The sequence below is a fragment of the Pseudomonas sp. FW305-70 genome (genome assembly GCF_058783925.1).
In genome coordinates this window covers 4,464-17,429 of record NZ_JBYSYZ010000018.1, presented here as the reverse complement: position 1 = coordinate 17,429, position 12,966 = coordinate 4,464, and the positions used below count along the sequence as shown (strand labels likewise).

Genomic DNA, 12,966 nt, shown 5'->3' with positions numbered 1-12,966 from the left:
TGCGATGGGCGCTTTTTTCATCCGATCAGGTTGCTGATTTATGTTCGAAAACCTATTAGAAAATCTGGGGCTCTCTGCCTTCAGCCTCAAGGGCTTCGGTCCGCTGCTGATGCAAGGCACCTGGATGACGATCAAGTTGTCGGCGTTGTCGCTGTTGGTGGCCGTGTTGCTCGGGCTGCTCGGCGCCAGTGCCAAGCTGTCAAAAGTCAAACTGATGCGCGTGCCTGCCCAGTTCTACACCACCCTCATTCGCGGCGTTCCGGACCTGGTCCTGATGCTGTTGATCTTCTACAGCCTGCAAACCTGGCTGACCTCCTTTACCGATTACATGGAATGGGAATACATCGAGATCAACCCGTTCAGTGCCGGGGTCATTACCCTGGGCTTCATCTACGGTGCGTATTTCACCGAAACCTTCCGTGGCGCGATCCTCGCCGTCCCACGGGGTCAGGTTGAAGCGGCCACCGCCTATGGCCTCAAGCGCGGCCAGCGTTTCTGGATCGTGGTGTTCCCGCAGATGATGCGTTATGCCCTGCCGGGGATCGGCAACAACTGGATGGTGATGCTCAAGGCCACCGCCCTGGTGTCGATCATCGGCCTCGCCGACCTGGTCAAGGCCGCCCAGGACGCCGGCAAAAGCACCTATCAGCTGTTTTACTTCCTGGTGCTTGCCGCATTGATCTACCTGGTGATCACCAGCGCGTCCAACATCATCCTGCGCTGGCTTGAGCGTCGTTACTCCGCCGGTACCCGGGAGGCCGTACGATGATCGAACTTCTGCAGGAATACTGGAAACCCTTTCTCTATAGCGACGGCAACAACATCACTGGCCTGGCCATGACGATGTGGCTGCTCAGCGCGTCGATCTTCATTGGTTTTATCGTGTCGATCCCGCTGTCCATCGCCCGTGTGTCGCCGCACCTCTACATCCGTTGGCCGGTGCAGTTCTATACCTACCTGTTCCGTGGCACGCCGCTCTATATCCAGTTGCTGATCTGTTACACGGGGATCTACAGCCTGGCCACCATTCGGGCCCAGCCAGTACTGGACGCATTCTTTCGCGATGCGATGAACTGCACGATCCTGGCCTTCGCTCTGAACACCTGCGCCTACACCACGGAGATTTTCGCCGGGGCAATCCGCAGCATGGCCCACGGTGAAGTGGAAGCGGCCAAGGCTTACGGCCTGACAGGCTGGAGGCTGTATGCCTACGTGATCATGCCGTCGGCCCTGCGTCGCTCGTTGCCGTACTACAGCAACGAAGTGATTCTGATGCTGCACTCGACCACCGTGGCCTTCACCGCGACCATCCCCGACGTCCTGAAAGTCGCGCGGGACGCCAACTCGGCGACATTCCTGACCTTCCAGTCGTTCGGCATCGCTGCGCTGATCTACCTGACCGTCACTTTTGCACTGGTCGGCCTGTTCCGCCTTGCCGAACGCCGATGGCTGGCCTTCCTCGGGCCGACCCACTAGGTCTCAACCTGCTTCAGGAACAACAGATGCGCCACCAGAAACATGACCTGCTGGCCCCGCTGCCGGGGACCGCACGACAGATCCACAGTTTTCACTTCGGCCCACAACCGGCCAACGGCAAGATCTACATCCAGGCCTCTCTGCACGCCGACGAAATGCCCGGCATGCTGGTGGCCTGGCACCTCAAGCAACGCCTGGCAGAGCTGGAAGCCGCCGGTCGCCTGCGCAGCGAAATCGTGCTTGTACCCATCGCCAACCCGGTGGGTCTGGAACAGGTGCTGATGGATGTACCACTGGGCCGCTACGAACTGGAAAGCGGCCAGAACTTCAACCGCTGGTTCGTCGACCTCAGTGAAGAGGTCGGCAACGCGATCGAGGGCAAGCTCGGTGACGATCCGCAGCACAACCGGCAACTGATCCGCAGCAGCCTGCGCGAAGCGCTGGCCCGACAGACTGCCGACACCCAATTGCAATCCCAGCGCCTGACCCTGCAACGACTGGCCTGCGACGCCGACATGGTGCTCGACCTGCATTGCGACTTCGAAGCGGTCGCGCATCTGTACACCACCCCGGAGGCCTGGCCGCAGGTCGAGCCGCTGGCCCGTTACATCGGCGCCGAAGCCAGCCTGCTGGCGACGGACTCTGGCGGCCAGTCGTTCGATGAATGCTTCACCCTGCTGTGGTGGCAGTTGAAAGAGCGCTTCGGCGAACACTTCGACATTCCACCGGGCAGTTTTTCGGTGACCGTCGAATTGCGCGGTCAGGGCGACGTCAATCATCCGCTGGCGAACCGTGATTGCCAGGCACTGATCGATTACCTGATCCATTTCGGCGCGATCGCCGGCGAATCCGCCCCCCTGCCCGACCTGCCCTATCCGGCGACACCGCTGGCCGGTGTAGAACCGGTAGCCACGCCTGCCGGCGGGCTGCTGGTGTTCACCGCACTGCCGGGGCAATACCTGGAAGCGGGGCAACTGATCGCCGAGGTCATTGATCCGATCAACGATCACGTCACTCCCGTCCACTGCACCGCCGCCGGGCTGATGTACGCCCGCTCGCTGCGCCGCATGGCCACCGCCGGCATGGTGATCGCCCACGTCGCGGGCACCGAAGCCTATCGCAGCGGCTATCTACTTTCGCCTTGAGGATGCACGCCCCATGTACAAATTGACCATCGAAGGCCTGCATAAAAGCTATGGCGACCATGAAGTCCTCAAAGGTGTTTCGCTCAAGGCCAAGACCGGCGACGTCATCAGCCTGATCGGCGCCAGTGGCTCGGGTAAAAGTACCTTTCTGCGTTGCATCAACTTCCTGGAACAACCCAACGACGGCGCCATGAGCCTCGACGGGCAGAACATCCGCATGATCAAGGATCGTCACGGCATGCACGTGGCCGATGCCGATGAACTGCAGCGGATTCGCACCCGCCTGGCCATGGTGTTCCAGCACTTCAACCTGTGGAGCCACATGACGGTGCTGGAAAACATCACCATGGCGCCGCGCCGGGTGCTGGGCTGCGACAGGAAAGAAGCCGAGGACCGCGCCCGGCGCTACCTCGACAAGGTAGGGCTGGCCTCCCGTGTGGCGGACCAGTACCCGGCATTCCTGTCCGGCGGCCAGCAACAACGGGTGGCGATTGCCCGCGCACTGGCCATGGAACCGGAAGTCATGCTGTTCGACGAACCGACCTCGGCGCTGGACCCGGAACTGGTGGGCGAAGTGCTCAAGGTGATCCAGGGCCTGGCCGAAGAGGGCCGAACCATGATCATGGTCACCCACGAAATGAGCTTTGCCCGCAAAGTATCGAGCCAGGTACTGTTTCTGCACCAGGGCCTGGTGGAGGAAGAAGGCGCGCCGGAAGACGTGCTGGGCAATCCGAAAAGCGAGCGGTTGAAGCAGTTCCTCAGTGGCAACCTGAAGTAACGTCTACAGAAAAACCTGTGGGAGCGGGCTTGCTCGCGAAAGCGGTGTGTCAGGCGGCATGAATGCCACTGATACTCCGCTTTCGTCGGATCGCCGCCCGGAGCAAGCCTGCTCCCACTTTTTTTGATCTATAGCGTCTGAACTATCAGACAACAGGCGCGGGTGGTGGCTCATCCGGCAAAGTAGGTTCGCCAGGCTCCATCGGCTGTTCATTCGGGGTATCAGGATCAGGCTGGCCGGGGATACCCCCTGCCATGCTGACGGGCGGATGTGCCAACAAGGACCAGGCCAGAACGCCAACTTGATTGGGTTCAAGCCTTGCCAGTTCGGCACTGATTCGCGGATCGATCTTCATTCGGCACTCCTGGGCGATGGCCCGACCCGCCTTGCGCGGATCGGAACAGTACACTCCATAGAGTGTACCCCCGCTCAGGAATTCCCGACATTTGTCAGACGGTTGACTCAGGTGCGCGGCAGGGTCACGCCACGCTGGCCCTGATACTTGCCGCCACGGTCCTTGTAGGACACTTCACACTCTTCGTCCGACTCAAGGAACAGCATCTGCGCCACGCCTTCGTTGGCGTAGATTTTCGCCGGCAGATTGGTGGTGTTGGAGAACTCCAGGGTCACGTGACCTTCCCACTCAGGCTCGAGCGGCGTGACGTTGACGATGATGCCGCAGCGCGCGTAAGTGCTTTTACCCAGGCAAATGGTCAATACATTGCGCGGAATGCGGAAGTATTCGACGGTGCTGGCCAGGGCAAAGGAGTTCGGCGGAATGATGCACACGTCGCTGTGGATGTCGACGAAACTGCCGGCATCGAAGTTCTTCGGGTCGACGATGGCCGAATTGATGTTGGTGAACACCTTGAAATGATTGGTGCAACGCACGTCGTAGCCGTAGCTCGACACGCCGTAGGAGATCACACGGCTATCGTCGCTGCCACGCATCTGGCGCTCGACGAAAGGCTCGATCATGCCGTGTTCCTGCGCCATGCGGCGAATCCACTTGTCCGATTTGATGCTCATGGCGGGTGTCCTGAATTGCGAGGTCGAAAAATTCTGTCCGGCATCTTACCGGGCGCGCCGCCGGGTTCAAAGTCCGGGGTGAAATTCTCGCCGAACAGGCAGGAATTACGCGCATTGGCGACGAACCGTCACACCGCCGATCCTTAAAACAGAGAAACCTTCGCAAGAAGCATTGGCACGTCCCGGAAAAAGGGTTAAGGTGGCGTCACTGTGCTGCTTGTGTCACTGAGAATCTCTACACGATATGTTGAATTTCGATCCAACCATCTACAAGAATTTTTCCTGCTCTTTGCACTCAGTCTCGGCCAGGGTTCTTCCTGAGTCGCAGTTATCTTTGTTCAAGGAGTTACACCATGTCTAATCGCCAAACCGGTACCGTTAAGTGGTTCAACGATGAAAAAGGCTTCGGCTTCATCACCCCACAATCCGGTGACGACCTGTTCGTTCACTTCAAAGCTATCCAGTCCGACGGCTTCAAAAGCCTGAAAGAAGGCCAACAGGTTTCTTTCATCGCTACCCGCGGTCAGAAAGGCATGCAAGCTGAAGAAGTTCAAGTTATCTAACTTGTACTTGCTTTAGTAAAAAGCCCCGCCCTCAACAGCGGGGCTTTTTTGTGCCTGTGTGTTTTTCACAGGTAAAAAAAGATCGCAGCCTGCGGCAACTCCTACAGAGCTGCCGCAGGCTGCGATTTTTTAGCGTATTACCAGGTCACGCCAAACCCTGCTGTGTAGCGCGTCTTGTCCAGATCCGCATCGTCGGTGCCACTGATGATGTCCCGCTCCGCCTTCAGGTTCAGCGAAGCCCAGTCAGTCACCTTGTAGCGCAACCCCATCTCGGCATCGAGTGCGTAGTCGGCCACATCCGACAGCGGCTTGCCGACCTCACCATTGGTGAAGAACTCGACACGCTTGCCGATCAGGTAGCGGCTGTAGTCCCACGTCATGGCCAGGGCGTAGAAATTTTCCTTGCTGCCATCGGAGAAATCATAGTCCGTGCGGTTGACCAGCGAACCCAGGGAGAACGCCCCGAGTTCGTTATCCCAGAACTGATAGCCGGGACCCGTGCCAACGGTGCGTTGACGGGAAAGGTCTTCGACCTTGTCGCGTTTGTACACCAGGCGCCCCTGCCAGAACCATTGCTCGGTCAGGAACCGGTCGATGGAGTACTCGGCCCGCCAGTTGTCCGTGGTCACCACGTCGTCCTGGAACTCGCGGTTGTATTCGCCTTCGGCGGTATGCCGCCAGCGACCGTGGCGCGCACTGGTCTTGAAATCGATGTCGTAGTCATCGGTATCGTTTTCCGCCCGCTGATAATCCAGCGCGACATCGACATTGCCTTTCCACACCAGATCCTCGACCACCGGTTTTGGCTTGAGAATCTGCTGAATGCTCGCCAGTTCGACGGTCTTCGGTGCATCGCCATTGGCCAGCGTGACCTTGCCGGCGTCCGCCGCTTTCAGCGACCTGGATTTCTCACCCGTGTAGGCATCCTGCTTGACCAGCAATTCCTGATCGCTGTCCAGGGTCTTGACCTGCTTCCAGTCGATCGTCACCGCACCGGCATACTCGGTCTGGATCAGCAGCTTGCCGCCATCGAACAGCGTGATCCTTCCACTGAGCTTGTCACCGTTGTTCAACCACACGGTATCGGCTAGCAAGGGAGTGGAGGCGCTAAGGACAGCGAGACATAGCAGGGATCTGGACAACATAAGCAAAATACAGGCTCGGGATTGCGAAAAAATCGGCATTATCCGCAGGAATAAGGCCCTGACAAGGACTGACCCGGCTATTTCTGCCGAGTTCATTTCTCAAGCGACCGTACAGGAATTACTCTACAGACGGTAAAGCAGACTTCTTCAGGACTGACGGACGTGACCGATCCAACCGATGACCCCGAGAGCGCAGCGCAAATCCGACGCACGGCGCTGTATCTGACTCTGGCGCAAGTCCCCGAGGGCAAAGTCGTCAGCTATGGCCAGTTGGCCGAGCTTGCAGGATTGGGTCGCGCCGCTCGCTGGGTAGGCCGCACACTCAGCCAATTGCCGAGCGACAGTAAGCTGCCCTGGCATCGCGTTCTGGGCGCAAACGGGCGTATAAGCCTGCCGGTCGGCAGCCCTTCAGGTGATGAGCAGCGCGCACGATTACGCATGGAGGGCATCAGTGTCCTGAATAATCGTGTTGATATTCAGCGCCATGGCTGGCGTCCGGTAGAGCACAGCGGTTAGAGTGCGCGCTTTGTTTCCGTATTTCTTGAGGCAGACTCCAGCCCATGCCCCGTAAAACCTGGCGCGCCGCGCTCGCCGCTTATGCCAGCCCTTCGACACTCGTGCTGTTGCTGCTTGGCTTCGCCGCCGGCCTGCCCTACATGCTGGTGTTTTCGACACTTTCGGTCTGGCTCCGTGAAGCCGGCGTGGCGCGTGAAACCATTGGCTATGCAAGCCTGATCGGCCTGGCCTATGCCTTCAAATGGGTCTGGTCGCCCCTGCTCGACCAATGGCGACTGCCATTGCTCGGCAAACTCGGCCGACGACGATCCTGGCTCGTATTGTCCCAGGCACTGGTCATCCTGGGCCTGATCGGGATGGGCTTCTGCGACCCGCAAAAGCATCTGTCCTGGCTGATCGCCATTGCCGTGGTCGTCGCTTTCGCATCAGCGACGCAAGACATTGCAGTAGACGCCTACCGACTGGAAATCGCCGAAGACAATCGCCAGGCCGCCCTGGCCGCCAGCTACATGTCCGGTTACCGGGTCGCTGCGCTGCTGGCCACCGCAGGCGCGCTGTACTTCGCCGAAGGCTTTGGCTCCACCGGCTTCAACTACAAGCATTCGGCCTGGGCCGGCACTTACATCCTGTTCGGCGCACTGATGGTCCCGGCCCTGCTGACGTCCCTGTTCATGCGCGAACCACCCGTGCCGTTGCGAACGCAACTGCAGGCCGGGCGGTACAGCTTCATGCATCAACTGGCCTCGGTGTTCGTGCTGATCATTTTGCTGGTGTCCGTGCCAGCCATGTTCACCCAGCTCTACAACACCGACTTCGCCAGCGTACTGTTCGAAGGTGTGAGCCTGCTCGACCTGCTGCTCGAAGACCGCGCACTCCTGAGGGCCATCCTCTACATCACGCTCACCGCCCTGTGCCTCTCGGCCATGGGCCGTCGTGGCCTGGCACCGGTGCTGACGCCGGTCAACGACTTCATCCTGCGATACCGCTGGCAAGCACTGCTGTTGCTCGGCCTGATCGCCACCTATCGGATGTCCGATACGGTCATGGGCGTGATGGCCAACGTGTTCTACATCGACCAGGGCTTCACCAAGGACCAGATCGCCAGCGTGAGCAAAATCTTCGGCCTGATCATGACCCTGGTCGGCGCCGGCATGGGCGGCCTGCTGATCGTGCGCTTCGGCATCCTGCCAATCCTGTTCATCGGCGGCATCGCATCCGCGGCGACCAACATCCTGTTCCTGATGCTCGCCGACATGGGCCCCAACCTGAACATGCTGGTACTGACCATCTCCCTGGACAACTTCAGTTCAGGCCTGGCCACCTCGGCCTTCGTGGCCTACCTGTCGAGCCTGACCAACCTCAAGTTCTCCGCCACCCAGTACGCCTTGCTCAGCTCGATCATGCTGCTGCTGCCACGCCTGATCGGCGGCTACTCCGGGGTCATGGTGGAGAAGTTCGGTTATCACGATTTCTTCCTGATTACCGCCCTGCTGGGCGTCCCGACCCTGCTGTTGATCGCCTTGCACTGGTTCCAGGAGAACCGCCGCGCAGGCCCGACACCCACCCCGGAACCGGTGCAGACACCGGTAGCCGAAGAATCGTAGGTTTTTATTGCAGGAAGAATCGCGGAGGGCCGAGTGAATCGCGCCCTCCTGCCACACCACCGACCGCACGCCTGTACGCCAGCGGATCTCGCCCGTACAATGCTCCGTCATTTCTCGTCATCAGCAATCGATAACGGCCAACCATGCGCACCAGTCAATTTTTGCTCGCCACACAAAAAGAAACGCCTTCCGACGCGGTCGTGATCAGCCACCAGCTGATGCTGCGCGCCGGCATGATCCGCAAGCTTGCCTCGGGCCTGTACACCTGGCTGCCGATGGGCTTGCGGGTAATGCGCAAGGTCGAAGCCGTCGTTCGTGAAGAAATGAACGCCGCCGGCTCTCTCGAAGTGTTGATGCCGAGCACGCAACCGGCCGAGCTGTGGCAGGAATCCGGGCGCTGGGAGGAGTACGGCCCTGAATTGCTGCGCTTCAAGGATCGTCACGGCCGCGACTTCTGCGCCGGCCCGACCCACGAAGAAGTCATCACCGATCTGATGCGCAACGAGTTGAGCAGCTACAAGCAGCTGCCGATCAACCTGTACCAGATCCAGACCAAATTCCGTGACGAAATCCGCCCACGCTTCGGCTTGATGCGCGGCCGCGAATTCATCATGAAGGACGCCTACTCGTTCCACGCTGACCAGGCTTCGCTGCAGGTCACCTACGACCGCATGCACCAGGCCTACTGCAACGTGTTCACCCGTCTGGGCCTGAAGTTCCGCCCTGTTGAAGCCGACAACGGCTCCATCGGCGGTGCCGGTTCCCACGAGTTCCACGTGCTGGCCGAGTCCGGTGAAGACGACATCGTGTTCAGCAACGGCTCCGACTACGCCGCGAACATCGAGAAAGCCGAAGCCGTGCCACGGGAAACCGCGCGCGCCGCTGCGACCGAACAACTGCGTCTGGTCGACACCCCGAACGCCAAGACCATTGCGCAACTGGTCGAAGGCTTCAACCTGCCGATCGAGAAAACCATCAAGACCCTCGTGGTGCACGCCGAAGAGAAAGGCAAGCTGATTGCCCTGATCATCCGTGGCGACCATGAGCTGAACGAAATCAAGGCCGCCAACCAGCCAGGCGTGGCCAGCCCTCTGGTCATGGCCTCGGAAAGCGAACTGCGCGAAGCCATTGGCGCCGGCGCCGGTTCCCTCGGCCCGTTGAACCTGCCGCTGCCGATCATCATCGACCGCTCGGTCGAACTGATGAGCGACTTCGGCATCGGTGCCAACATCGACGACAAACACTACTTCGGCGTGAACTGGGAGCGCGACTTGCCTGTTCCGACCGTTGCCGACCTGCGCAACGTAGTTTCCGGCGACCCGAGCCCTGACGGCAAAGGCACCCTGGAAATCAAGCGCGGCATCGAAGTCGGGCACATCTTCCAGCTGGGCAACAAGTACAGCAAAGCGATGAAGTGCGAAGTACTGGGCGAGAACGGCAAGCCGGTCACCCTGGAAATGGGCTGCTACGGCATTGGCGTGTCTCGCGTGGTGGCGGCTGCCATCGAGCAGAACAACGACGAAAACGGGATCATCTGGAGCGACACGCTCGCGCCGTTCCAGATTGCCCTGGTGCCGCTGCGCTACGAAACCGAGCAGGTTCGCGAAGCCACCGACAAGCTGTACGCGGAACTGACCGCTGCCGGCTTCGAAGTGCTGCTGGACGACCGTGACAAGAAAACCAGCCCGGGCATCAAGTTCGCGGACATGGAACTGATCGGCATTCCACACCGGATCGTGGTCAGCGACCGCGGCCTGGCCGAAGGGAACCTGGAATACAAGAGCCGTACCGAGGCCGACGCACAAGCGCTGCCGGTCGCCGACGTGCTGTCCTTCCTTCAGGCCCACATCCGCCGCTGATAGCAGATATAGAGACGTCATGTTCAAGCGAAACACCTTAGGCCTCGGTGGTGCCGCCTTGTGCGGCACCCTGCTGGTCAGCGGCTGTGCCAATCACATGTCACAACGCAGCGAGCACGAGGAACGGGTCGAGCGCAAACTGCTCGATCACAGCCTGCAGATCGATGTCGGTGAGCCCAAGGTGCTTGAGCTGCCGCAACGGCGGGTGAAAATCCACGAGCAGAAGACTTTCGAAGTCACCGAGTACGAAGTCACGCGTCACTACGACCGCTATACGCCGTACCAGCCCTGGCGGGAGATCTACGAAATCCCGCTGGGCGCGGTGGCCGTGGTGGCGGGTGTCGGTGCCAACGTGGTCAATGTGTTCGCCCTCGGCAATCTGCCGGACAGCGTGACCAAGGACTGGCTGAGCTACGGTTTCGCCGGGCTCAACCCGTTCATGAACGTGCAGTCCCATGGCCGCGCGCAGCAGAACCTGGCCGGTATTGATGAAGTCCAGCGCGACAAACGCACGGAGTACTCAAGCCTGCCCTGGAGCGAGCGCCCGGTCGAGGTCAAGGCCGGCAAGGAAATCTTCGAACTGACCACCGACAAAAATGGCGTATTGCGCCTTAATCTGCTGGATAACCCGTTCGCCGAACATGACATCAATCATCTGAGCCGCTTGCTGATTCGTGTTGAGGCTGCCCAGGACAACGTGCACACCGATGCCACCCTGGCCGTCAGCAGCACCTTGCGCAGCAAGCTCTATGAGGCCCATGGGCTGATTTATGACGATCTCGAAGGCGACGAAGTCAGCCAGTGGGTCCACCGGGTCAAACGCCTGTCGGAGCTGGGTCTTGAAGAGGAAGCCAGTGAGCTGGAACAGAGCCTGATCGAGCTGACGCGCAACGATCCAGAATTGCAGACCGAGTTCCTGAAGTCGCTGGCCCGCAATGGCGAGCGACTGGTGGCGAATCCGGGACTCAATTAAAGCCAAAAAACTTCGTCGGATCGCCGCCCGGAGCAAGCCCGCTCCCACATTGGATTTCCATTGCTCACAAATCCAATGTGGGAGCGGGCTTGCTCGCGAAGGCGACCAGACATTCACCGCCTAACCTCATTCCTCCACTACCGCTCAAACAACTCCATCTGCTCGAACCCGCCCCGCAAGTCCTCCAGGCGTACACCGACCCCCAACAACCGCACCGCTTTACCGCCACGATTGAAGGCCTGGGTCAACATCAACTGATAACTCCCCAGATCCCGCCCTGCCCCGGCCTGCTCCAATGTCGTCTGCGTGAAGTCGTGAAATTTCACTTTGACGAATGGCTTGCCCGGACGATAACTGCTGTCGATTCGCGCCATTCGACCGGCCAGGGTCTCCAGCAGCTCGGGTAACTTATCCAGGCAACTCTTCAGGTCCGGCAGGTCAACGTCGTAGGTATTTTCGACACTGATTGACTGACGACGACTGTCGTTGTGCACCACACGTTCATCAATCCCACGGGCCAGGCTCCAGAGTCGCTCACCAAAGCTGCCGAACTCTCGCACCAGCGCCAGCTTGTCCCACTCGCGCAATTGCAGGCAATCCGTGATTCCCAGCTTGCCCAGCTTGTCGGCGGTCACTTTGCCGACCCCGTGCAGTTTGCTCACCGGCAAGCCACTGACAAAGTCCTCGACCTGGTCCGGAGTGATGACGAACAGCCCGTTGGGCTTTTTCCAGTCACTGGCGATCTTGGCCAGAAACTTGTTCGGCGCCACGCCTGCCGACACAGTGATGTGCAACTGATTGGAGACCCGACGCCGGATGTCCTGGGCAATTCGCGTTGCACTGCCAGCGAAATGCGCGCTGTCCGACACATCGAGGTACGCCTCGTCGAGCGAGAGCGGCTCGATGATGTCGGTGTAATCGCGAAAAATCGTGTGGATTTCCCTGGACGCTTCTCGATAGGCATCCATGCGTGGCTTGACGATGGTCAGGTCGGGGCACAGCTTCAAGGCATGCCCCGAGGACATCGCCGAACGCACCCCGTACGCCCGCGCCTCGTAATTGCAGGTCGCGATCACCCCGCGCCGGTCCGCCGAGCCGCCCACCGCCAATGGCTTGCCGGCCAGACGCGGGTCGTCACGCATCTCAATGGCGGCGTAGAAACAGTCACAATCGACGTGGATGATCTTTCGCTGAGTCATGGCAAAGCAGAGTTCATGGCAAGGAAAAGGCGTGTTGGTGTGACGGACATCCAGTATCTCACCGACACCTGTATATAGCACCAGTAGTCTGAATGTTCTTTTCGACGCGTGGGAAATGTCGCTGGTAAATTTATTTTTTCAATCAGAAAAACATTCCCGATAGAGCCGCAGGCCTTGCTCCGCCTGCCTCACAGGCGGACCAACCCGCTCATCGGCAAGCTAACCGATTGAAGATGAACAGGTTTTATCTGAATTGAAGGTTGACACCCCGGCGTATCTCTATAGAATGCCGACACACAGACGCGGGATGGAGCAGTCTGGTAGCTCGTCGGGCTCATAACCCGAAGGTCGTCGGTTCAAATCCGGCTCCCGCAACCAAACATCAAAAAAGGCTACTCGAAAGAGTGGCCTTTTTTGTGCGCGCTCGTTTTGTAGCACCGAACGCCGAAACAATGCCAGGACGCTCAACGGGACCGAAACCGGAAATCGTTCTGATTCCGAAACTTAGGCCATCGCTGCGACCGTTTGCCGCAATTCAACGTTTATTTGACCTGCTTCAGGATTAACGGTTGACACCCCGGCGTATCTCTATAGAATGCCGCCACACAGACGCGGGATGGAGCAGTCTGGTAGCTCGTCGGGCTCATAACCCGAAGGTCGTCGGTTCAAATCCGGCTCC

The 12,966-nt window shown here is 59.4% G+C and carries 13 protein-coding genes and 2 tRNA genes; 11 read left to right on the top strand and 4 right to left on the bottom strand.

Annotated elements, in window-relative coordinates; genetic code table 11:
* Positions 1-40: 40 nt before the first annotated feature.
* The 4 genes from AC3WN7_RS15530 to AC3WN7_RS15515 are packed head-to-tail and all read left to right on the top strand — an operon-like array spanning position 41 to position 3,399.
* Complete coding sequence (locus AC3WN7_RS15530; protein WP_095965073.1) at positions 41-769, top strand: ABC transporter permease; 729 nt, start codon at positions 41-43, stop codon at positions 767-769.
* Complete coding sequence (locus AC3WN7_RS15525) at positions 766-1,476, top strand: ABC transporter permease (protein ID WP_102674173.1); 711 nt, start codon at positions 766-768, stop codon at positions 1,474-1,476. The genes AC3WN7_RS15530 and AC3WN7_RS15525 overlap by 4 nt, the downstream gene beginning before the upstream one ends.
* A gap of 26 nt (positions 1,477-1,502) precedes the next feature.
* Positions 1,503-2,621, top strand: coding sequence for a succinylglutamate desuccinylase/aspartoacylase family protein (locus AC3WN7_RS15520; protein ID WP_095965071.1), 1,119 nt, complete (start codon positions 1,503-1,505; stop codon positions 2,619-2,621).
* Positions 2,622-2,634: 13 nt separating this feature from the next.
* On the top strand, positions 2,635-3,399 hold the full coding sequence (locus AC3WN7_RS15515) for an ABC transporter ATP-binding protein (RefSeq protein WP_095965070.1): 765 nt from the start codon (positions 2,635-2,637) through the stop codon (positions 3,397-3,399).
* Between the two features lie 145 nt (positions 3,400-3,544).
* On the opposite strand, the gene AC3WN7_RS15510 is transcribed toward AC3WN7_RS15515, so the two are convergent.
* Positions 3,545-3,754 (bottom strand): hypothetical protein, encoded by a 210-nt coding sequence (locus tag AC3WN7_RS15510; protein ID WP_015093806.1) that lies wholly within the window; start codon positions 3,752-3,754, stop codon positions 3,545-3,547.
* A gap of 107 nt (positions 3,755-3,861) precedes the next feature.
* Positions 3,862-4,428: a dCTP deaminase gene (gene dcd / locus AC3WN7_RS15505; protein WP_007940589.1), complete on the bottom strand. Its 567-nt coding sequence runs from the start codon at positions 4,426-4,428 to the stop codon at positions 3,862-3,864.
* Positions 4,429-4,781: 353 nt separating this feature from the next.
* Here dcd and AC3WN7_RS15500 point away from each other — a divergent pair, with 353 nt between their 5' ends.
* The gene (locus tag AC3WN7_RS15500) at positions 4,782-4,991 is read left to right on the top strand and encodes a cold-shock protein (protein ID WP_002554837.1); all 210 of its coding nucleotides are present in this window, start codon (positions 4,782-4,784) and stop codon (positions 4,989-4,991) included.
* Positions 4,992-5,128: 137 nt separating this feature from the next.
* Here AC3WN7_RS15500 and AC3WN7_RS15495 read toward each other — a convergent pair whose 3' ends face one another.
* Positions 5,129-6,136 carry a DUF481 domain-containing protein gene (locus tag AC3WN7_RS15495; protein WP_102674172.1) on the bottom strand — a complete coding sequence of 336 codons (1,008 nt, stop codon included), beginning with the start codon at positions 6,134-6,136 and terminating at the stop codon, positions 5,129-5,131.
* A gap of 162 nt (positions 6,137-6,298) precedes the next feature.
* Between AC3WN7_RS15495 and AC3WN7_RS15490 the strand changes: the two genes are divergently transcribed.
* The 4 genes from AC3WN7_RS15490 to AC3WN7_RS15475 all read left to right on the top strand — a co-directional run bounded on the left by AC3WN7_RS15490 (position 6,299) and on the right by AC3WN7_RS15475 (position 11,088).
* Positions 6,299-6,652 (top strand): MGMT family protein, encoded by a 354-nt coding sequence (locus AC3WN7_RS15490; protein ID WP_095965068.1) that lies wholly within the window; start codon positions 6,299-6,301, stop codon positions 6,650-6,652.
* 44 nt (positions 6,653-6,696) lie between these two features.
* Positions 6,697-8,256, top strand: coding sequence for an AmpG family muropeptide MFS transporter (locus AC3WN7_RS15485; RefSeq protein ID WP_095965067.1), 1,560 nt, complete (start codon positions 6,697-6,699; stop codon positions 8,254-8,256).
* 143 nt (positions 8,257-8,399) lie between these two features.
* Positions 8,400-10,115, top strand: a complete 1,716-nt coding sequence (locus tag AC3WN7_RS15480) for a proline--tRNA ligase (RefSeq protein WP_102674171.1) — start codon at positions 8,400-8,402, stop codon at positions 10,113-10,115.
* Positions 10,116-10,134: 19 nt separating this feature from the next.
* Positions 10,135-11,088, top strand: coding sequence for a hypothetical protein (locus AC3WN7_RS15475; RefSeq protein WP_102674170.1), 954 nt, complete (start codon positions 10,135-10,137; stop codon positions 11,086-11,088).
* A gap of 137 nt (positions 11,089-11,225) precedes the next feature.
* Here AC3WN7_RS15475 and dinB read toward each other — a convergent pair whose 3' ends face one another.
* A complete protein-coding gene (gene dinB, locus AC3WN7_RS15470; protein WP_095965064.1) occupies positions 11,226-12,287 on the bottom strand; it encodes a DNA polymerase IV in 1,062 nt (353 codons plus the stop codon).
* 301 nt (positions 12,288-12,588) lie between these two features.
* On the opposite strand from dinB, the gene AC3WN7_RS15465 reads away from it, so the two are divergent.
* Positions 12,589-12,665 (top strand) — tRNA-Met (locus AC3WN7_RS15465).
* Between the two features lie 235 nt (positions 12,666-12,900).
* Positions 12,901-12,966: transfer RNA gene (locus AC3WN7_RS15460), tRNA-Met, on the top strand.

Excerpts from the sequence above, each read along its gene's own strand:
- AC3WN7_RS15530 (WP_095965073.1), top strand. The coding sequence starts at position 41 with ATGTTCGAAAACCTATTAGAAAATCTGGGGCTCTCTGCCTTCAGCCTC.
- AC3WN7_RS15525 (WP_102674173.1), top strand. The coding sequence starts at position 766 with ATGATCGAACTTCTGCAGGAATACTGGAAACCCTTTCTCTATAGCGAC.
- AC3WN7_RS15520 (WP_095965071.1), top strand. The coding sequence starts at position 1,503 with ATGCGCCACCAGAAACATGACCTGCTGGCCCCGCTGCCGGGGACCGCA.
- AC3WN7_RS15515 (WP_095965070.1), top strand. The coding sequence starts at position 2,635 with ATGTACAAATTGACCATCGAAGGCCTGCATAAAAGCTATGGCGACCAT.
- AC3WN7_RS15510 (WP_015093806.1), bottom strand. The coding sequence starts at position 3,754 with ATGAAGATCGATCCGCGAATCAGTGCCGAACTGGCAAGGCTTGAACCC.
- dcd (WP_007940589.1), bottom strand. The coding sequence starts at position 4,428 with ATGAGCATCAAATCGGACAAGTGGATTCGCCGCATGGCGCAGGAACAC.
- AC3WN7_RS15500 (WP_002554837.1), top strand. The coding sequence starts at position 4,782 with ATGTCTAATCGCCAAACCGGTACCGTTAAGTGGTTCAACGATGAAAAA.
- AC3WN7_RS15495 (WP_102674172.1), bottom strand. The coding sequence starts at position 6,136 with ATGTTGTCCAGATCCCTGCTATGTCTCGCTGTCCTTAGCGCCTCCACT.
- AC3WN7_RS15485 (WP_095965067.1), top strand. The coding sequence starts at position 6,697 with ATGCCCCGTAAAACCTGGCGCGCCGCGCTCGCCGCTTATGCCAGCCCT.
- AC3WN7_RS15480 (WP_102674171.1), top strand. The coding sequence starts at position 8,400 with ATGCGCACCAGTCAATTTTTGCTCGCCACACAAAAAGAAACGCCTTCC.
- AC3WN7_RS15475 (WP_102674170.1), top strand. The coding sequence starts at position 10,135 with ATGTTCAAGCGAAACACCTTAGGCCTCGGTGGTGCCGCCTTGTGCGGC.
- dinB (WP_095965064.1), bottom strand. The coding sequence starts at position 12,287 with ATGACTCAGCGAAAGATCATCCACGTCGATTGTGACTGTTTCTACGCC.